The 19,499-nt window shown below is 33.2% G+C and carries 17 protein-coding genes; 9 read left to right on the plus strand and 8 right to left on the minus strand.

The features are described from left to right. The first annotated feature begins 50 nt into the window (after positions 1 to 50). From ABD941_RS07040 to ABD941_RS07050, 3 genes are read left to right on the plus strand one after another with little or no spacing between them, the layout of a single operon-like run. Positions 51 to 1,208 (plus strand): serine hydrolase domain-containing protein, encoded by a 1,158-nt coding sequence (locus tag ABD941_RS07040; RefSeq protein ID WP_345273379.1) that lies wholly within the window; start codon positions 51 to 53, stop codon positions 1,206 to 1,208. Further along, positions 1,198 to 1,911: a 3'-5' exonuclease gene (locus ABD941_RS07045; protein ID WP_345273380.1), complete on the plus strand. Its 714-nt coding sequence runs from the start codon at positions 1,198 to 1,200 to the stop codon at positions 1,909 to 1,911. Before ABD941_RS07040 ends, ABD941_RS07045 begins: the two co-directional genes overlap by 11 nt. Positions 1,912 to 1,920: 9 nt before the next feature. Next, positions 1,921 to 3,600 carry an ABC transporter ATP-binding protein gene (locus ABD941_RS07050; RefSeq protein WP_345273381.1) on the plus strand — a complete coding sequence of 560 codons (1,680 nt, stop codon included), beginning with the start codon at positions 1,921 to 1,923 and terminating at the stop codon, positions 3,598 to 3,600. Between the two features lie 300 nt (positions 3,601 to 3,900). Here ABD941_RS07050 and ABD941_RS07055 read toward each other — a convergent pair whose 3' ends face one another. The 5 genes from ABD941_RS07055 to ABD941_RS07075 all read right to left on the minus strand — a co-directional run bounded on the left by ABD941_RS07055 (position 3,901) and on the right by ABD941_RS07075 (position 9,624). After that, a complete protein-coding gene (locus ABD941_RS07055; protein WP_345273382.1) occupies positions 3,901 to 4,554 on the minus strand; it encodes a 3-oxoacid CoA-transferase subunit B in 654 nt (217 codons plus the stop codon). 139 nt (positions 4,555 to 4,693) lie between these two features. After that, positions 4,694 to 5,398, minus strand: coding sequence for a CoA transferase subunit A (locus tag ABD941_RS07060; RefSeq protein WP_345273383.1), 705 nt, complete (start codon positions 5,396 to 5,398; stop codon positions 4,694 to 4,696). A 122-nt stretch (positions 5,399 to 5,520) separates the two neighbouring features. After that, the gene (locus ABD941_RS07065) at positions 5,521 to 7,860 is read right to left on the minus strand and encodes a penicillin-binding protein 1A (RefSeq protein ID WP_345273385.1); all 2,340 of its coding nucleotides are present in this window, start codon (positions 7,858 to 7,860) and stop codon (positions 5,521 to 5,523) included. Between the two features lie 50 nt (positions 7,861 to 7,910). Next, positions 7,911 to 8,405: a gliding motility lipoprotein GldH gene (locus ABD941_RS07070; RefSeq protein WP_345273386.1), complete on the minus strand. Its 495-nt coding sequence runs from the start codon at positions 8,403 to 8,405 to the stop codon at positions 7,911 to 7,913. Next, a complete protein-coding gene (locus ABD941_RS07075; protein ID WP_345273387.1) occupies positions 8,392 to 9,624 on the minus strand; it encodes a PSP1 domain-containing protein in 1,233 nt (410 codons plus the stop codon). The genes ABD941_RS07070 and ABD941_RS07075 overlap by 14 nt, the downstream gene beginning before the upstream one ends. Positions 9,625 to 9,796: 172 nt before the next feature. Here ABD941_RS07075 and ABD941_RS07080 point away from each other — a divergent pair, with 172 nt between their 5' ends. Continuing rightward, positions 9,797 to 11,191, plus strand: coding sequence for a peptidoglycan DD-metalloendopeptidase family protein (locus ABD941_RS07080; RefSeq protein ID WP_345273388.1), 1,395 nt, complete (start codon positions 9,797 to 9,799; stop codon positions 11,189 to 11,191). Between the two features lie 73 nt (positions 11,192 to 11,264). Here ABD941_RS07080 and trhO read toward each other — a convergent pair whose 3' ends face one another. Further along, entirely contained in the window at positions 11,265 to 12,341 is a 1,077-nt protein-coding gene (gene trhO / locus ABD941_RS07085) for an oxygen-dependent tRNA uridine(34) hydroxylase TrhO (protein ID WP_345273390.1), read from the minus strand. Positions 12,342 to 12,694: 353 nt separating this feature from the next. Between trhO and recA the strand changes: the two genes are divergently transcribed. The 4 genes from recA (at position 12,695) to ABD941_RS07105 (ending at position 16,402) form a co-directional block, all read left to right on the plus strand. Continuing rightward, entirely contained in the window at positions 12,695 to 13,696 is a 1,002-nt protein-coding gene (gene recA, locus ABD941_RS07090; RefSeq protein WP_345273391.1) for a recombinase RecA, read from the plus strand. Between the two features lie 133 nt (positions 13,697 to 13,829). After that, positions 13,830 to 14,243 (plus strand): hypothetical protein, encoded by a 414-nt coding sequence (locus ABD941_RS07095; RefSeq protein ID WP_345273392.1) that lies wholly within the window; start codon positions 13,830 to 13,832, stop codon positions 14,241 to 14,243. Positions 14,244 to 14,273: 30 nt separating this feature from the next. Continuing rightward, positions 14,274 to 14,816, plus strand: a complete 543-nt coding sequence (locus ABD941_RS07100; protein ID WP_345273393.1) for an RNA polymerase sigma factor — start codon at positions 14,274 to 14,276, stop codon at positions 14,814 to 14,816. After that, complete coding sequence (locus ABD941_RS07105; protein WP_345273394.1) at positions 14,816 to 16,402, plus strand: hypothetical protein; 1,587 nt, start codon at positions 14,816 to 14,818, stop codon at positions 16,400 to 16,402. The genes ABD941_RS07100 and ABD941_RS07105 overlap by 1 nt, the downstream gene beginning before the upstream one ends. Positions 16,403 to 16,488: 86 nt before the next feature. Here the strand turns inward: ABD941_RS07105 and ABD941_RS07110 are convergent, their stop codons facing one another. Then, positions 16,489 to 17,226 carry a lysophospholipid acyltransferase family protein gene (locus ABD941_RS07110; protein WP_345273395.1) on the minus strand — a complete coding sequence of 246 codons (738 nt, stop codon included), beginning with the start codon at positions 17,224 to 17,226 and terminating at the stop codon, positions 16,489 to 16,491. A 117-nt stretch (positions 17,227 to 17,343) separates the two neighbouring features. Here ABD941_RS07110 and trpS point away from each other — a divergent pair, with 117 nt between their 5' ends. Then, positions 17,344 to 18,312, plus strand: coding sequence for a tryptophan--tRNA ligase (gene trpS / locus ABD941_RS07115; RefSeq protein WP_345273396.1), 969 nt, complete (start codon positions 17,344 to 17,346; stop codon positions 18,310 to 18,312). On the opposite strand, the gene dprA is transcribed toward trpS, so the two are convergent. Beyond that, positions 18,309 to 19,412 carry a DNA-processing protein DprA gene (gene dprA / locus ABD941_RS07120; RefSeq protein WP_345273397.1) on the minus strand — a complete coding sequence of 368 codons (1,104 nt, stop codon included), beginning with the start codon at positions 19,410 to 19,412 and terminating at the stop codon, positions 18,309 to 18,311. The genes trpS and dprA overlap by 4 nt on opposite strands. Positions 19,413 to 19,499 lie beyond the last annotated feature (87 nt).

Consider the following 19,499-nt stretch of genomic DNA (forward strand, 5'->3'; position numbering starts at 1 on the left):
TTAAATAGAAAGAATTTTCATATCTTTAGTTTCTACATTACATTAAACTCATGAAATTCATAAAAAAGGTCTTAAAATGGTTAGTTATTCTATTCGGATTACTAATAATAGCTTTATACATAACGGATACAGATTACTTAATTAAAGCAGTAAGAACCATATATATGCAAGGTTATACTACAGCTTATCTTGAAGACTACAAGAAATTTGACAACCGAGCAATTGAAAACGGAACACCTCAACCTTGGCCAAATCATAAAAACTACAACTCGGTTAAAGAAACTAAAGGTTTAGATTCGATAAACAAAGCCAATGGCACTATAGCTTATGTGATTATAAAAAACGACAGTATTTGGTTTGAGAACTACTATGATGGTTTTAATGAAAATGCTCAATCTAACTCGTTCTCTATGGCGAAAAGTTATGTGAGTGGTCTTTTAGGGAAAGCACTTATTGAAGGTCATATTAAAAGTTTAGACCAACCGGTTAGTGATTTTATTCCCTCATTTAATAAAGGATTAGCAGCAAAAATGACCGTAGGAGATCTATCAAGTATGGCATCTGGAACCACATGGGATGAAAAATATTACTCACCATTTTCGATAGTCACACGCGCTTATTTTGATGACGATTTAGAAAAAGTTATGTTAAGTTTAAAAGTTGCGGATGAACCTGGAAAGTCATTTAAGTATTCCAGTGGCGATACACAAATGCTCGCCATGGTTATTGAAAAAGCTACAGGTAAAAAATTATATAATTATTTAACCGAAAGCTTCTGGAAACCTTTAGGTTCTGAAAACCCAACACTTTGGCAAGTCGATAGCAAATCGTCCGATTTAGTAAAAGCTTACTGTTGCATTGCAAGTAATGCCAAAGATTTTGCACGCTTTGGCAAACTCTATAAAGACCATGGCAAATGGAATGGAAAACAAATTCTAGATTCTACGTTTGTTGCAAAATCTATTAAGCCCGTGCATCTAGATGGATCTATGTATGGTTATGGCTGGTGGTTAAAAACTATGGGCACCAAAAACTTTTTTATGATGCGTGGTCACTTAGGGCAATACGTCATTGTTGAACCTAATGATAATATAATTATTGTTCGCTTAGGACACTCAAAAGGTTCTAATAAAGAAGTTGGTAAATTCACGATAGATATTAATACCTATATTGAAGAAGCTTATAAAATGTTAAACAATGATAAGTAAATTAAATCTTGAAAACATATTATTTCTTGATATTGAAACCGTTCCGGAAACACAGCACTTTTCTGATTTAGATACCGCTAAACAAACGCTTTGGGAGCACAAATCACAATACCAACGTAAAGATGATTTTACTGCAGAAGAATTTTACGAACGTGCTGGGATTTGGGCTGAGTTTGGCAAAATAGTTTGTATATCCGTTGGATATTTTACATTTCAGGGAGAAAATAGAATGTTTAGAGTCACTTCTTTTTTTGGTGATGAAATCAAAATATTAAAGGACTTTAAAAACTTATTGCTTTCACATTTTAGTCAAACCAAACATTTGCTTTGCGCGCACAATGGAAAGGAATTTGACTTTCCTTATATTGCCAGACGTATGATAATCCATAATATTGAACTCCCATATAAGCTTAATTTATTCGGCAAAAAACCATGGGAAGTCCCTCATTTAGACACTTTGGAATTATGGAAATTTGGCGATTATAAATCGTATACTTCTTTAAAATTATTGACCAATGTTCTAGGTATACCTTCTCCCAAAGATGATATAGATGGCAGTGAGGTTTACAGAGTGTATTATGAAGAAAATGAAATTGATAGAATTGTTATTTATTGTGAAAAAGATACGATTGCTGTGGCACAAATATTTTTAAGGTTACGTGGTGATGACATTTTAAATGATGACGAAATTATTCATATTTAATTGGTATAAATGAAAGACAACCCCATTTTAAAAATTGAAAACCTCACAATTTCATTTGGAAATAATGAAGTCATTCACAGTATATCATATCAACTAAATAAGAATGAAATTTTAGGTATTGTTGGCGAATCAGGCTCAGGAAAATCAGTATCATCCTTAGCCATTTTAGGGCTTCTTCCTAAAAATATTTCAACAATAAATTCTGGGAGCATTACTTATAAAAACCAAGATTTAACGGTTCTTTCTCCAAAATTATTTCAAAAAATAAGAGGGCGTAAAATAGCCATGATTTTTCAAGAACCGATGAGTTCTTTAAATCCATCTATGACTTGTGGTAAGCAGGTTCAAGAAATATTATTGCAACACACAACATTATCCAAGTACGAAACTAAAGAAGAAACGCTATCACTCTTCGAAAAAGTAAAACTCCCTGATGCTAATCGTGTTTTTAAATCATATCCTCATGAAATTTCTGGAGGACAAAAACAACGCGTTATGATAGCCATGGCTATTGCTTGTAAACCTGATATTTTAATTGCCGATGAACCCACAACTGCTCTAGATGTTACGGTACAAAAAGATATTATCAGTTTATTAAAAGAATTACAAGTTGAAACTAAAATGAGTATCATTTTTATTACTCATGATCTGGCTTTAATTTCTGAAATAGCAGACAACGTACTTGTTATGTATAAAGGAAATATTGTTGAACAGGGTTTAGTGGCAGACATATTCAAAAACCCAAAACACAATTACACAAAAGCTTTAATAAACTCCCGCCCATCATTAAGTACGCGACTAAAAACATTACCTACTATTCAAGATTTTTTAAATGATAGCATTTCAAATGAACTCGTATCAACCGAGCAACGCCAAAAAAATCATGAGATACTTTATAGTAAGCCTCCGTTGTTAGAGGTTATTAATGTTGAAAAAGAATATATTTCTAAATCAGGATTATTTACAAAAACCCAATCTTTTAAGGCGGTTAACGATGTGAGTTTTAAGTTATATGAAGGTGAAACTTTAGGCTTGGTAGGAGAATCTGGCTGTGGCAAATCTACGCTAGGAAATGCTATTCTTCAATTAGATAAAGCTACTTCTGGTTTAATTTTATATCATGGCGTTGATATTACTAAATTATCAAAAAGCGATACCAGGAAACTTAGAAAAGACATTCAAATTATATTTCAAGATCCGTATTCATCATTAAATCCAAGAATTCCTGTGGGCGAAGCTATTATGGAACCCATGAAAGTTCATAAGCTTTATAATTCTGATACTGAAAGAAAAGAAAAAGTCATTGATATTTTAAATCGAGTTGGATTATCTGAGGCCTTTTTTAATCGTTATCCTCATGAATTTTCTGGAGGCCAAAGGCAACGTATAGGTATTGCAAGAACTATTGCATTACAGCCTAAACTCATTGTTTGTGATGAATCCGTTTCAGCATTGGATATATCCGTTCAAGCGCAAGTTTTAAACCTGCTTAACGAACTTAAAGAAGGTTTTGGGTTTACCTATATATTTATTTCCCACGACTTGGCTGTGGTAAAATATATGTCTGACCAATTACTGGTTATGAATCAAGGTAAAATTGAAGAGTTGGATGATGCGGATGCTATTTACAATAACCCAAAAAAGCATTATACAAAAAAATTAATTCATGCTATTCCTAAAGGCTTATAGCATAAATATTTTTTTTGTTAAATAGAGTAAGCTTTTTACAAACTGTAAATTCTCTTTTATAGTTTGTTTAAATTTGCTTTCATTATTTGTAGGGAGTTCAGGTAGATTTGTTGCAATATTCATAGGTTTTAAAGTTTATGGTAGATTTGGGGAAATCTATAATAATTTGGTTTCTTTGGGGACTGCTAATATGTAACATATTTTCAATATATCAGTTTAAAAACATAAAAACTCGATGAAATGCATTGTTTTTTAACATTTTATCGAATTTTTCTACAAATTTAAAATTCCAATTTATTATTATATTGCCATTTCTGGAATATTGCCCTCAACAATTAAGGTCCCTTCTGTAGCATTTTTTATATCATCAACAGAAACTCCTGGAGCACGTTCCAATAATTTAAAACCTTTATCGGTTACCTCAAGAACGGCCATATTGGTTACAATTTTTTTAACACAACCAACGCCTGTAAGCGGTAATGAACATTTCTTTAATAATTTTGATTCGCCTCTTTTGTTAGTATGCATCATAGCTACTATTATATTATCTGCGCTGGCTACTAAATCCATGGCACCTCCCATACCTTTTACCATACGCCCTGGTATTTTCCAATTCGCTATATCGCCATTTTCTGCAACTTCCATAGCCCCTAAAATGGTTAAATCTACATGTTGTCCTCTAATCATCGAGAAACTTAAAGCAGAGTCGAAAAAACTTGCACCTGGTAAGGTGGTAATCGTTTGTTTTCCTGCGTTAATAACATCAGCATCTTCTTCGCCTTCAAACGGAAAAGGCCCCATGCCCAATACACCGTTTTCACTTTGAAATTCTACTTCAATATCATGACGCACATAATTTGCTACCAAAGTTGGAATACCAATTCCTAAGTTTACATAATAACCATCTTTAACCTCTTTGGCAATACGTTTTGCTATACCTGTTTTATCTAACATTCTTTTTAGTTAAAAGTTATAAGTGCCTTAAGTACTTATAGTTTTAGACACATTTGAATTTTCTATTGCTTAAGAGCTAAGTTTATGAGTATGGTGCATTTGAGTAAGCTAACTTTAGACACTTTAATACTCTTCAACTTTAAGTACTTTTTGCTCTTACTGTTCGTTGCTCAATACGTTTTTCATAATGTTCACCTTGAAAAATGCGTTGTACAAATATTCCTGGAATATGAATTTGATTAGGGTCCAACTCACCAAGTGGCACTAATTCCTCAACCTCAGCGACCGTTATTTTAGCTGCACCACACATGTTCGGGTTAAAATTTCTAGCTGTACCTTTAAAAACCAAGTTTCCTGCTGCATCGCCTTTCCATGCTTTTACAAAAGCAAAATCAGCTTTAAACGCATGTTCTAAAACATACATTTTGCCATCAAACTCTCTGGTTTCTTTACCTTCTGCTACTTCGGTTCCATATCCTGCCGGTGTGTATATTGCAGGGAAACCCGCTTGTGCCGCTCGACAACGTTCTGCTAAAGTTCCTTGTGGAATCAATTCTACATCCAGTTCGCCCGAAAGCATCTGACGCTCAAATTCATCATTCTCGCCAACATAAGACGATACCATTTTTTTTATTTGTTTTTGTTGAAGCAGTAAGCCCAGTCCAAAATCATCAACACCGGCATTGTTAGAAATGCATGTTAGCCCATTGACACCCAATTTTACTAATTCTGCTATAGCATTTTCAGGAATACCACTAAGTCCGAAACCACCAAGCATAAAAGTCATATTGCTTGAAACGCCTTCTAAAGCCTTTTGGACATTTGATACTTTTTTATTAATCATTTTTATTCAGTTTTTGCAGTATAAATTTACGAATAATTGAATGATATGCCGAAAATATTAACAAATAAAAAACCATTCTAAATTAGAATGGTTTTTTATTTCATTTTATTCAGAATAAACTCTTATCCAAAATCTAAATCTTCTGGTGTATCCTCGTCAGAATCATCGTCTGTAGTTGTACTGGTGTGTTTAGAACAATCCACATTTATAGAAAGGTTTTTTGGTTCTTCAAAATCTTCTTTAGAAATGCTTAATGCTTCATCTGCATAACAACTTTTCATATATAAACCCCAAATTGGTAATGCCATGGCAGCGCCTTGTCCGTAAGTAATTGTTTTAAAATGAGCCGCTCGGTCTTCAGCACCTACCCAAACACCTGTTACTAAATTGGGCACCATACCCATAAACCATCCATCACTTTGGTTTTGCGTTGTTCCTGTTTTACCTGCTATAGGGTTTGTGAATTCATATGGATATCCAGTAATAACCTCTTTGTAATCTGGCTTATTTTTAGCCCAACTGTGTCTTAACCTTGTGCCTGAACCACCTTGTGTAACGCCCTCCATTAGCTTGACTGTTACATAAGCTGTTTCATCACTTAACACATCTCTGGTTTCGGGTTTAAATTGATATAAAATCGTTCCATTTTTATCTTCAATGCTAGTTACCATAACAGGTTTAGTGTAAACCCCTTGATTAGCAAATGTTGCGTATGCGCCAACCATTTCGTATACACTTATGTCTGGTGTTCCTAATGCTATGGACGGTACAGGAAGTATATCTGACTCAACGCCCAGTTTTTTTACTAAATCTGCTACGGTTTGTGGACCAACTTTATCAATTAATCTTGCGGTAATTGTATTTACTGAATTTGCTAAAGCATTTTTTAAAGTTCTGTTGCCTCCATAATCGTTACTAGAATTTTTTGGACACCATTCTTCTGGATTTCCAAACTTGTTGGCTTCAATACAAAATGGGGTATCTGGAAATTCATCACAAGGAGAGTAGTGCAATTGATCTATAGCTGCTGTATAAACAAAAGGTTTAAATGTAGATCCTATTTGGCGCTTGCCTTGTTTTACCATATCGTATTGAAAATGTCTGTAATTCATTCCACCAACCCAGGCTTTTACATGACCTGTTTGTGGATTCATAGACATCATGCCTGTTCTTAAAAACGATTTATAATACCGCATGGAATCTATAGGTTTCATAATGGTATCTATCTCAGAAGCTTTACCATCTTTCCATGCAAAAACAGACATTTTTACTGGTTTTTGAAATGATGCTTTAATTTCCTTATCTGCCTTTTTTAAATCATATTTCATATGCCGCCAGCGTTCTGATTGCTTCATGGAACGTCGCATTAATGTATCAATAGCACCGCGTGTTAATTCTAAAAAAGGAGCTGTAGGATTCCTTTTTGGGGTGTTTTGATTAAAAAATTCTGCCTGCAACCTTGGCATGTGCTGTTGCACGGCGTCTTCAGCATATTTTTGCATACGCGAATCGATTGTGGTATAAATTTTTAATCCATCATTGTATAGGTTGTATTTTGTGCCATCTGGCTTTGGATTGTTTTTAATCCAATCTTTCATAAAACCATCTAAATACCCTCTAAAATAGGTGGCGATACCTTCACGGTGTGATTCTGGTGAATAATCTAAATCCAGTTCTGTTTTTTGGAGTGAATCTTTAACTGTTTCTGTTATGTAATCATATTTCTCCATTTGAGATAATACAACATTGCGCCTATTTCTAACCCCTACTGGGTTTCTATGTGGCCTTGGGTTATAAAGTGATGAGTTTTTAAACATCCCGACCAACATGGCAGATTCTTTAAGATCTAAATCTTTAGGTTCTTTTCCGAAATATATTCTACCTGCACTTCTAATGCCATCGGCATTATTACCAAAATCGTAAATATTAAAATATTGGGCTATTATTTCTTCTTTGGTGTATTGGCGTTCTAAACGAATTGCTATAATCCATTCTTTAACTTTTTGGGTAATTCTCCCTATTGTACTTCTAGAAGCCACACCTGTAAACAATTGTTTTGCTAACTGTTGAGATATAGTACTTGCTCCACCATCTCTTCCTAATGCCAACATGGCGCGTAATGTTCCACGAGCATCTATTCCAGAATGTTCATGAAAACGAGCATCTTCAGTGGCTATTAATGCATCTATTAAGTGTTTTGGTAGTTCATCATAACCTACGGGTGTTCTGTTATCATTTAAATAAAATTTTCCCAAGGTTTGTCCATCAGATGAAATGATTTCAGTAGCTAAATGTGTTTTAGGGTTTTCTAAAACCGTATGGTCTGGTAAGTCTCCAAAAATTGATGTCATGAAAAAAATTAGGAATACAAATAAAATACCTCCTAAAAACACCATCCAAAACCAACGAACGTATTTTGAAAAATCGTGAATAGTTTTTGTTTCTTTTTTTGCTTTTGCCATAGTTTAAGTGTCTTAAGCATTACATGCCTTAAGTATTTAAAGTTATGTGTTTATTCAATTGATGGGTTTTCTATTCTAAAACCAATATCTGTTACACCTTCAAGTTCTTTTACCCCATTAACCTTTCCGTTTTCTCTCATAGCGTGCTGAATGTTAACTGTATATTCGCCAGTTTCTTTAAAAACAACTTGGTCTTTATACCAAAGTTTATTTTCCTTAACATCCGTATAACCCGTTCCTAAAAGTTTTCCGCTTGGTTCCGTCATTTTATACTCTAAGGTGTCTTTTATCGTTTTTCCATGCGGAAAAACCATTTCTATAATTAAGAACAAATTATTGTATTTATAGGCATTGGTATTTCTTAAGTTAACAAATAAATTATAGGTATTAATTGAGTCTGGCGGACTTACTTTAAAACTAATAACCGAATCTTTATGCCATTTATTCGGAACTGATTTATATTCATCAAAAACACGATTAGAATCGCAAGAGACAAATACAAAAGAAACTAATACAAAGAATAATACGACTCTATTTTGCAGCATTTTTACTGTTTTGGGGTTTTCTTCTATTGTTTCTGTTTCTATTGTTTTGGGTTTTATTTGGCGTAGCATTTTTATTGCCTTGTTTCTGTTTGCCTTTCCTCTTATTATTTCTACGTTTATTATGACGTTTTGGACTATCAAAACGCGTTAAACTATCTTGTCCTACAACGTTTTCAAACTCTGCTTTAGTATCTTCTACAAGGTCCGAAGCATATTCTTCTAGGCTTGCAATTTTTTTGCCTTTCTTATTTAAATCGATAATTTCATTGGCTTGTTGTGTGGTTATCTTATGCCAATTCATCCATTCACCTTCATAGGCATACCACATATGGCCTTTAAAAATATCCGTTTTTTGGCATACGGCTGTCCCTTTTTCAGTTTGAAGCTTTATGTCTGTTTTTGGAAAACTTTTTAAAGCATCTAAATACGTGTCAAGTTCATAATTTAGGCAACATTTTAGTTTCCCACATTGTCCTGCTAGTTTTTGTGGATTTAATGATAATTGTTGATAACGTGCTGCTGATGTACTTACCGACCGAAAATCTGTTAGCCAAGTTGAACAGCACAATTCGCGTCCGCAGGAACCAATACCTCCAAGTCTTGCTGCTTCTTGACGAAAGCCAACTTGTTTCATTTCTATTCGTGTCCTAAACTCACGGGCAAACACTTTTATAAGTTCTCTGAAATCCACGCGCTCTTCTGCGGTATAATAAAATGTGGCTTTACTAGCATCGCCTTGGAATTCGATATCTGATATCTTCATTTGCAACCTCAAATCGATAGCAAACTGGCGTGCCTTAACCTTCATAGGTTCTTCTTTATCACGTGCTGTAGACCAAATATCAATATCTTTCTGACTTGCTTTTCTATAAATTTTTAAGGTTTCTTCAGGAGTTTCTGAAATATTTTTACGCTTCATTTGTACGCGCACTAATTCCCCCGTAAGGGTTACCATACCAATATCGTGACCTGATTTTGCTTGTGTAGCAACAATATCGCCAATACTAAGGGTTAGATTTTCTGTGTTATGGTAGTATTCTTTTCTTCCATTTTTGTAACGAACCTCAACCCAGTTAAATGGCTTTTCGCCATTGGGTAGCGACATGTTTGCTAACCAATCAAAAACGGTTAATTTATTACAACTATCTGTACCACAAGTACCATTATTTTTGCAGCCTTTTGGAGAGCCGTCTTTTGTTGAGCAACTTGCGCAAGCCATATGTTTTATATATTGAATTCGCTAACAACTTTAAGGTTGTTACGAATGAAAGTTTATAAATAATTTAACGGTAAAGATAACATTATTTAGATGATATTTTATTTTTGATTAACTTGTAAGAAATATTTTTAAATACTAACAGGAAATTTAATATTTAACTAGCCATCTACACATGAAAACACAAAAAAATCCTCAAGTTTTAATGCTACTATTTCTAATAGGAATTCAATTATCTTCAGGTCAAAGTTTAATTGCTAATGGTGGTGAATATCCACATAATACTAATAATGTTAATTGTTTAAACGACTTTCAGCGTAACGAAATAAAACAATTATTAACAACCAATGTAATCACTTTAAAAAAGCAGGGCAAATTAAAAACCATTTCCAAACGCACCTCTTCAGCGAATTTTATTTGGCCCGTAAAACAAGCTGATGGTTTTGCATATAGTGATGTTTGGGCTATTTCTAATTATGTTGATCATAATTCTAATTATCCCGATCTTCTTACTGATTACAATTGTGGTACTCGTACGTACGATACTAATTCAGGCTACAACCATCAGGGCATAGATATTTTTACATGGCCATTTAGCTGGAAAATGGTTGATGATAACCAAGCCGAAATTATCGCAGCAGAAGGCGGTCTAATTATTGGAAAAATTGATGGTAATTTTGATAGAAGTTGTGAACTGAACAATAATCAGTGGAATGCCATATATTTACAACATACCGATGGTAGTATTGGTTGGTATGGGCATATGAAAAACGGTTCTTTAACCCCTAAAGGTATTGGAGAAACTGTCACTCAAGGAGAGTTTTTGGGTGTTATAGGAAGTTCTGGAAACTCTACTGGTCCACATTTACATTTTGAAGTTTATGAAGATAATACATATACTCAGCTAATCGACCCTTATTCAGGTACTTGTAACGCCTTAAACGGCACCTCTTGGTGGCAAACTCAAAAGCCTTATTTAAATACAAATATTAATGCGGTTCTAACCCATAGTGCTGTTCCTGGATTTAATACCTGTCCCACAACTGAAACTACTAACATTAGCAATTACTTTAACATTGGTGATACAATATACTTTGCCGTCTATTTAAGGGATCAGGTTTCAGGAACATCCATGAATTTAAAAATTATTCAACCTAATAATATACCATTATATGATTGGGATAATAATTTAAACAATGACTTCAGTGCTTCCTATTGGTTTTGGAATGTCCCAATAAATACTGCAGGAGAATGGAAATGGCAAGTGACTTATAATGGACAAACCGAAACACACAGCTTTAACGTGGGGACATTAAGCAAAAATAAGGTTGAGGAAAATTTAGTTTCTGTTTACCCCAACCCTTTTTCTGATGAACTACTTATTAGCACCAATCATTCAATAAAAAAAGGCGTCTTATTTAATGCTTTAGGAAAACCTGTTCTTAATATTGAAAATTTTAACACCAAATTAGAAAGCATTAACACATCTAATTTAGCTAATGGACTTTATTTTTTAAACCTTAAAATGAATAATAATACTGAAAAAAACATCAAAATAATTAAGAATTAATTTTATCGAACTTTATAACTAAGTTATTGGAAATTGAAGTGATGCCATTAACTCTATGTTTTTGCATAACAGATCATTGGCTTTTATCAACTTTTAAAGTCTCAAAAATATTTCTTAAATCCTTTTTATAAGGTAAATGGTCTGCTCGTCCTTTTTTGAAAATATCATTACTATTACCTTGACCTTTGCGAAGTTCTTTTTGCTCTTCGTAGGGCAATGCATTTATTTCTTTACAGTTTGTTGAACAACAATTATCCATTTCTGCTTTGCAATCATCACATTGAATGAATAGTAAATGACAGGCTTCATTAGCACAATTGGTATGCACGTCAAAAGGGTTTCCACATTGATGGCAATTAGCAATAACATCATTACTAATACGTTCTGCTCGTCGGTCATCAAACACAAAATTTTGTCCTAAAAACTTATTTTCAAGATTTTCTTCATTCACTTGTCTGGTATATTCAATAATACCACCTTCTAACTGATACACATTTTTAAAGCCTTTATGCTTGAAGTAGGCACTGGCTTTTTCGCATCGGATGCCCCCAGTACAATACATAACAAGGTTTTTATCTTCTTTATAATCTTTTAAATCATCTTCAATAATATCTAAAGACTCTCTAAATGTATCTACATCTGGCGTTACGGCATTTTTAAAATGACCTATTTCGCTTTCGTAGTGGTTACGCATATCAACTAAAACCGTATTTTCATCTTCAATAAGTTCATTAAACTTATTTGCACCAACATGAACACCTTTGTTTGTAACATCAAACGTATTGTCATTTAAACCATCGGCAACAATTTTTTTACGGACTTTTACTTTCAGTTTTAAAAACGATTTATTGTCTTGCTCTACAGCAATATTCAATCGAATGCCTTTTAAAAAATCAATAGAATCTAAATGTGTTTTAAACTCATTAAAGCGGTCTGCTGGAAGCGATAATTGGCCATTAATCCCTTCATGGGCTACATAAATTCTACCTAGAACGCCAAATGCGTCCCATGTTATAAATAAATGGTCTCTAAAAAGTTGGGGGTTGCCAATTTTGGCATACTGATAAAAAGAAAGAGTTAGTCGATTTTTTCCTGCTTTATCGATTAATTCCGCTCTTTCTTTTGCACTTAGTTTATTGTACAGTTGCATGCTATACTAATTTATAAGATTAAAGAAATATTTTAAAACACAAAAGTACAATTTTAAAGGAATACAGCAATTTATTACATAAAAAAGCACCTAAATATAATTATTTAAGTGCTTTTAGTTGAGTTTGAGTTAGTCGTTATTCAATTCTCAATTTGGTAATTTTCACAGCAAAAAAATTCCTTTTCACTCTATAGATGCAAAAAAAGCAAAAGGGTTGCGTAGTAGTATTCGTTTTATTTTTAATCTCATAAAAAAACCATTTTTGTTTCAATATTTATGTTGAAAACTATTATTGTACCATCACAAAAGATGTAGTATTTTAGCATACCTAATTTCAGAAAAATTTATATTAAATGAGCAGTGAAAAAGACGCTAAGTTAAAAGCATTAAAACTTACATTAGACAAACTAGATAAAGCCTACGGAAAAGGAACAGTAATGAAAATGAGCGATGCGGCCATACAAGATGTCGATGCTATTCCATCGGGTTCTTTAGGATTAGATATTGCACTAGGCGTTGGTGGGTATCCACGAGGTCGTGTTATAGAAATTTATGGCCCGGAATCTTCTGGTAAAACCACATTAACGTTACACGCCATAGCCGAAGCTCAGAAAGCTGGAGGTATTGCAGCTTTTATTGATGCAGAACATGCTTTTGATAGGTTTTATGCTGAAAAACTAGGTGTGGATATTGATAATTTAATCATCTCGCAACCCGATAACGGCGAGCAAGCTTTAGAAATTACTGATAATTTAATTCGCTCTGGAGCCATTGATATTGTTGTAATTGATTCTGTTGCAGCATTAACCCCTAAAAGTGAAATTGAAGGCGAAATGGGAGACTCTAAAATGGGGTTACATGCCCGTTTAATGTCTCAAGCATTACGAAAACTAACTGGGTCTATTAGCAAGACTAACTGTACCGTAATATTTATTAACCAATTACGTGAAAAAATTGGGGTTATGTTCGGTAATCCAGAAACCACAACTGGTGGTAACGCTCTAAAATTCTATGCTTCAGTTAGGTTAGATATTAGACGTTCTACACAAATAAAGCAAACCGATGGTAATGTAGCAGGTAATAAAACACGTGTAAAAGTGGTTAAAAACAAAGTTGCACCACCTTTTAAAATGACTGAATTTGATATTATGTATGGTGAAGGTATATCTAAAGTTGGTGAAATCTTAGATTTAGCTGTAGAACACGAAATTGTTAAAAAGAGCGGTTCTTGGTTTAGTTATGATGATACTAAACTGGGTCAAGGGCGCGATGCTGTAAAAGCACTAATTAAAGATAACCCTGAACTTATGGACGAATTGGAAGCCAAGGTTAGAAAAATAGTATCTGAAAATTAGATTTATTTTTATTTAAATAAAAAGTTTAGAAAATCCCGTTAGTTCGGGATTTTTTTGGTTTTTAACGCAACCCTTTTCCTCTTTTAGCATCTAAATAGAGCAAACATGTATTTTAACCCTAAATTTATTTGCTATGATAAGATTTGTTGTACTTTGTTTAACATTAGTACTATTTTCATCATGTAGTCTTGGTAATGATGACGGTACAGCTTTTGGTTTTGAAGTGTTACCTGTTGAAGGTGTAGATATTCCTAATGAATTTAAATTAGGAGAAACATATCCTATCACAGTGTCTTATTTAAGACCCACGACTTGTCATGGATTTAAAGAGTTTTATTATTTGAAAGAAAATAATGAACGTACCGTTGCTCCTATAACTTATGTTTTTAATAGGAACGATTGCGAAACGCTTGAAGAGGAATTGGTAGAAGCTTCTTTTAATTTTAAAGTAACCAGTAATGGTTCTTATATTTTTAAGTTTTGGCAAGGTGAAGATAACGATGGAGGCTCTCAATATTTAACTATTGAAGTTTTTGTTGTCGAATAATTTTAAGTATTAATTAATACATGTTTAATTTTGAGTTTAAAGCAACTCATAGAAAATTGTAAAATTGATGATACTAAAGCACAAGGTGAATTATATAAACTCTTTTCGAGTAAATTATTTTCTGTCTGCTTAAAGTATTCAAGAAACTATGCAGAAGCAGAAGATAACCTGCAAGATGCATTTTTAACAATTTTCAAAAAAATTGAACAATATAAAGGCAAAGGCTCTTTTGAGGGTTGGTTGAAGCGCATTACCATAAACACCGTATTGCAACGCTACCGAAATGAAAAGGTTTTTGATATTATAAATGAAAATATTATTGAAGATGTTGAATTAGAAGTTGATGAAAGCCTAGTTTCCATTGATTATCTTTTACAAATAATTCAAGAATTACCGGATAGATACCGATTGGTTTTCAACCTTTATGTACTTGATGGTTATTCGCATAAAGATATAGCAAGTATGCTAAACATTAATTTAGGAACTTCGAAATCGAATCTATCGCGAGCTAGACAGATTTTGAAACGAACTATAGAAGACTATAAAAAAACACAACAATCACAATCATTATAATGCGTGATAAAAAACATATAGACCGGTTATTTCAAGAAGGCTTTAAAGATTTTGAAGCGACTCCTACTGATGCTGTTTGGAAAAATATTGAGGCTAAACTTAATCAGAAAAAGAAAAAACGTCGTGTTATCCCAATTTGGTGGCGTTATGCTGGAGTTGCCGCTTTATTATTATTGCTTTTAACTGTTGGTGGCACTTACTTTAATGTGACTGATAGCACTCAACAAAATAATGACATACCACAAAATCAAGTTGTAGAAACAGAAAATACCACCTATGAAAAAGTAAATTTTGATGGAACAAACCCTACGAATGATTCTGAAAAAACAGAAAACGTTATAACGGACAACCCTAAAACTCAAAATAATTTAAATAACGCATCAGAAACTAAACTTGAAGTGCCTTCAAATATTATAACACCTTCAAAGGAATCATCAATTGCAGAAAGTGCTTCTTCAAAAAATGAGAATGAAAGTAAAGCTAATTTCCCTTCAAATACCATACTAAATTCCAATAGCAACAACTTAATAAACCAGAAAAATATTAAGAATGTTGCTGTTATAAGCACACCCAAAAACAACAATAATTTTAAAAACAGTCCTAAAAAATTACAGAACAAAATAGCTGTAGCGGTATCTGATGATGAAACACATGGCCATACCAACAATGGCGTCAAAAATAAAGCGTCTTTAATTGATACCAAAAAAGCAAAAGAACTCATAAACAACCCATTACAGAGTAACACTATAGCAGAAGCAGAAAAAGAAACACCCGAAAAAACCATTGTCGAAAGTAAGGCTTCACCAGACAACACATTAACTATAGAAGAAGCTATAGATGAAAATAAAGATGTTCTTGTTGAAGAAACAAATCAAAACAGATGGCGTGTAGTTCCAAATGCGGCACCTGTTTACTTTAACACTTTAGGTGAAGGGTCATCTATAGACCCACAGTTTAATAACAACTCTAAAAGTGGCGAACTTAATATGAGCTATGGTATTTCTGCCAGTTACGCTATAAACAAAAAACTAAAAGTGCGTTCTGGTATTAACAAGGTGAATTTAGGTTATAATACAAATGATGTTATTGTTTTTCAGTCTTCTGGTTTAAGTTCGAATACTAGTGCCTTACGAAATGTTAATGGCAATGGGGCTAGTGATTCGGTTTCGCTTATCAGTGCAGAAAGTTTAGATAGTGAGGCTCCCGAATCACTTACATCATCTAACACCTCAATTAATCAAGCTTTAGGTTACATAGAAATTCCATTAGAAATTCAATATGCCCTTTCTAATAAAAAATTAGGTATTAATATTATTGGTGGTTTTAGTTCATTCTTTTTAAATAATAATGAAATATTTTCTGAAGGTGAAAATGGTAACAGAACCTTTTTAGGTGAAGCTAATAACATAAACAAAGTAAGCTATAGTGCTAATTTTGGCTTAGGTTTAAACTATCAAATTTCTAAAAAAATAGATTTGAATTTAGAGCCTATGTTTAAATATCAAATTAATACGTTTAAAAATACTTCTGGTAATTTTACACCTTTTTTTATAGGTGTTTATACTGGGTTTGCCATTAAGTTTTAGGTTTTTGGTTAGATCTATCTAGATATAGGTTTTCAATTAAGCTTGAAAACTATATCAAAAAACTGCTCGACCCTTCGAGCAGTTTTTTATTTATTAAAAGTTTGTAATTGTCTAAATATAATAGCTCTAGCTTGGCCATTCAAAGCTTTGGTGTCATCAATAGTCAGACCCTCTGTAAATAAAAACTTATGGATTTTAACACGCATTTTTCCAGGGCTTCCGCTAAAAAAAGTATACGAGAATCGTTTTTTATTATCTGCAAATGTTAATGGTACAACAGGAATTTGATGATTTATGGCTAATCTAAAAGCACCATCTTTAAAATCATCTAACTCAATATGCTCTTCGGGCACACCGCCTTCAGGAAAAATACAAATACTTACACCTGTTTTTAATCGCTTTTGCGCTCTTATAAAAACCGCTTGTCTACTTTTTGGAGAACTTCTATCTACCAAAATACAAGTCCGTTTATAAAAAAAACCAAAAAGTGGAATTTTAGCCAATTCAGCTTTCCCTACAAATACAAACGGGTTTTTAACCGATACCAACATAAGCATAATATCTGCCATTGAGGTATGATTGGCTATAAACATATAACTTTTATGATATTCTGGAGTTTGCTCACGTTCAATTCGATAAGCAAAACCCATCCCTATTAAAATGAATTTGGACCAAAGCCTTGCCATTTTGAAAAAAAACGGATACCAAGACTCTTTTACAATAGAAATTAGAAGAAGTGGCAACATAATGAGTATTGGTATCGCCATTAATATATAAAACCAAATGCGATACACTACCCAAAAGATGTATTTAAAAACAATCATAGATATCAAAAGTACATAATTGTATTGAGGTATTTTATTAAAACAATTACCTTTGCTTTTCGGTTATTTTATTTTTAAATATTAATTAAAGAGATTTCCGTCTACACGGGAAATATTATGGCAAGAATACTTACAGGCATACAAAGTACAGGAACACCACATTTAGGAAATATTTTAGGCGCCATTATTCCAGCTATTAAAATGGCTGAAAAACCTGAAAATGATTCCTATTTATTTATAGCAAACCTACATACCTTAACTCAAATTAAAGATGCTGAAACGTTGCGCACTAACACATATTCTACTGCTGCTACTTGGTTAGCTTTTGGTTTAGATATTCAAAAAACAGTGTTTTACAGACAAAGCGATGTCCCTCAAGTCACCGAATTATCTTGGTATTTAAGTTGTTTTTTTCCGTATCAACGATTAACCTTAGCACATAGTTTTAAAGACAAAGCCGATAGATTGGAAGATGTAAACTCGGGTTTGTTTACTTATCCCATGCTTATGGCTGCCGATATTTTATTATATGATGCCGAAATCATCCCCGTAGGAAAGGATCAAGAACAACATATTGAAATGACACGCGATGTGGCTTCTCGTTTTCATGCTAAAGTGGGAGAAACTTTTGTTTTGCCTAAAGCTGAAGTTCAAAAAGACACCAAACTTATTCCTGGTACGGATGGCGAAAAAATGAGTAAGAGTAGAAATAACATCATCAATATATTTTTGGATGATAAAAAACTACGCAAGCAAATCATGGGGATTCAAACCGATAGTACACCACTTGAAGAACCTAAAGATTGGAGTACTTGTAACTGTTTTGCCATTTATAGTTTATTAGCTAGTGATGTTCAGATTGCTGAAATGAAAGCCAACTATGAAAATGGTGGTTATGGATACGGGCATGCTAAACAAGCTTTATTTGAATTGATTATTTTAACATTTGCGACGCAACGGGAGCGTTATAACTATTATATGAGTAATTTCAATGAAATTGATAAAGCACTTACTATTGGTGCCGAAAAAGCAAAGTTAGTTGCTGATGCTGTTTTGGATAGGGTTCGAGAAAAAGTTGGGTATTAAGTCACCTCAAATAATTTCCCTGGTAAAGGCCTTATAACCCCTTTTAATTCCATAGTTAATAAAATACTAGCGACTTTAAAAATGGGTAATTCGCAGTTAATGGCAATAACATCCAATTGCTGTTTCTCATTTTCTTTTAGGTACTTGTAAATTACTTTTTCGATAGGATCCAACTCAACAAATAACTGTTTTTGTATGGTTGGCGTTTTATGGTCTTCTAGCTGCCAATTCAAAATATAAGGGACATCTAAAGGCGTGGTTAACATATGTGCTTTTTGATGTTTTATCAAATTATTACAACCTACACTTTGACTATCTGTTGTCCGACCAGGAACGGCAAACACATCTCTGTTGTAGGAATTGGCAATATCTGCCGTTACTAAACTCCCCCCTTTTTCAGCAGACTCTATAACTATAGTAGCCTGGCTCAATCCAGCAATAACTCTATTTCGTTTTAAAAAATTGTTTTTATCAAAAGAGTCGCTACTCCAAAAATCGGTAAAGAACCCACCATTTTTCTCCACATCCACCACATACTTTTTATGCACTTTAGGATAAATTTGGTTCAGTCCATGCGCTAAACAACCTATAGTCTGTAAATTATGTTTCAAAGCTGCTTTGTGTGCCGTTATATCTGTTCCATAAGCAAATCCAGAAACAATTATAGGATTGTATACGGCTAATTGTTCAACCAAATCCTCACAAAAGGCTATACCACTGGTTGTAATTTTCCGAGCCCCAACTATGCTAATAATATGTTGCTGTTTTAAATTAATCTGTCCTGACTGAAATAACAGAATTGGGCTATCAATACAATGCTTAAGCTTTTCGGGGTAGTTATTATCTTCAAAATATAAGACCTTAATTCTATTTTCTTTAATGAAATTAATTTCTTTTTCGGCTTCTTTTACATGTTGGGTTTTAAACAATTCATTGATTGTAACTATTCCAATTCCATTAATTTTAAGTAGATTTTGCTTTTTTTCTTTTAACACGCCTTCGGCAGAACCACAATGAGAAATCAATCGTTTTGCAGTAATATCGCCAATATTTGGCACATGTTGCAAGGCTAAAGTATAAAGCAAATTGTTTTCTGTCATTTTAAGTATTTGATTTTGAAAGTGCAATAAAAGAATTTTTAAAGTGTTAATAAATAATTATAATGGAATTTTATCTATATGCATAAT

It is taken from the genome of Flaviramulus aquimarinus (genome assembly GCF_039543205.1).
Taxonomy (GTDB): Bacteria; Bacteroidota; Bacteroidia; order Flavobacteriales; family Flavobacteriaceae; genus Flaviramulus_B; species Flaviramulus_B aquimarinus.

Excerpts from the sequence above, each read along its gene's own strand:
- ABD941_RS07040 (WP_345273379.1), top strand. The coding sequence starts at position 51 with ATGAAATTCATAAAAAAGGTCTTAAAATGGTTAGTTATTCTATTCGGA.
- ABD941_RS07045 (WP_345273380.1), top strand. The coding sequence starts at position 1,198 with ATGATAAGTAAATTAAATCTTGAAAACATATTATTTCTTGATATTGAA.
- ABD941_RS07050 (WP_345273381.1), top strand. The coding sequence starts at position 1,921 with ATGAAAGACAACCCCATTTTAAAAATTGAAAACCTCACAATTTCATTT.
- ABD941_RS07055 (WP_345273382.1), bottom strand. The coding sequence starts at position 4,554 with ATGTTAGATAAAACAGGTATAGCAAAACGTATTGCCAAAGAGGTTAAA.
- ABD941_RS07060 (WP_345273383.1), bottom strand. The coding sequence starts at position 5,398 with ATGATTAATAAAAAAGTATCAAATGTCCAAAAGGCTTTAGAAGGCGTT.
- ABD941_RS07065 (WP_345273385.1), bottom strand. The coding sequence starts at position 7,860 with ATGGCAAAAGCAAAAAAAGAAACAAAAACTATTCACGATTTTTCAAAA.
- ABD941_RS07070 (WP_345273386.1), bottom strand. The coding sequence starts at position 8,405 with ATGCTGCAAAATAGAGTCGTATTATTCTTTGTATTAGTTTCTTTTGTA.
- ABD941_RS07075 (WP_345273387.1), bottom strand. The coding sequence starts at position 9,624 with ATGGCTTGCGCAAGTTGCTCAACAAAAGACGGCTCTCCAAAAGGCTGC.
- ABD941_RS07080 (WP_345273388.1), top strand. The coding sequence starts at position 9,797 with ATGAAAACACAAAAAAATCCTCAAGTTTTAATGCTACTATTTCTAATA.
- trhO (WP_345273390.1), bottom strand. The coding sequence starts at position 12,341 with ATGCAACTGTACAATAAACTAAGTGCAAAAGAAAGAGCGGAATTAATC.
- recA (WP_345273391.1), top strand. The coding sequence starts at position 12,695 with ATGAGCAGTGAAAAAGACGCTAAGTTAAAAGCATTAAAACTTACATTA.
- ABD941_RS07095 (WP_345273392.1), top strand. The coding sequence starts at position 13,830 with ATGATAAGATTTGTTGTACTTTGTTTAACATTAGTACTATTTTCATCA.
- ABD941_RS07105 (WP_345273394.1), top strand. The coding sequence starts at position 14,816 with ATGCGTGATAAAAAACATATAGACCGGTTATTTCAAGAAGGCTTTAAA.
- ABD941_RS07110 (WP_345273395.1), bottom strand. The coding sequence starts at position 17,226 with ATGATTGTTTTTAAATACATCTTTTGGGTAGTGTATCGCATTTGGTTT.
- trpS (WP_345273396.1), top strand. The coding sequence starts at position 17,344 with ATGGCAAGAATACTTACAGGCATACAAAGTACAGGAACACCACATTTA.
- dprA (WP_345273397.1), bottom strand. The coding sequence starts at position 19,412 with ATGACAGAAAACAATTTGCTTTATACTTTAGCCTTGCAACATGTGCCA.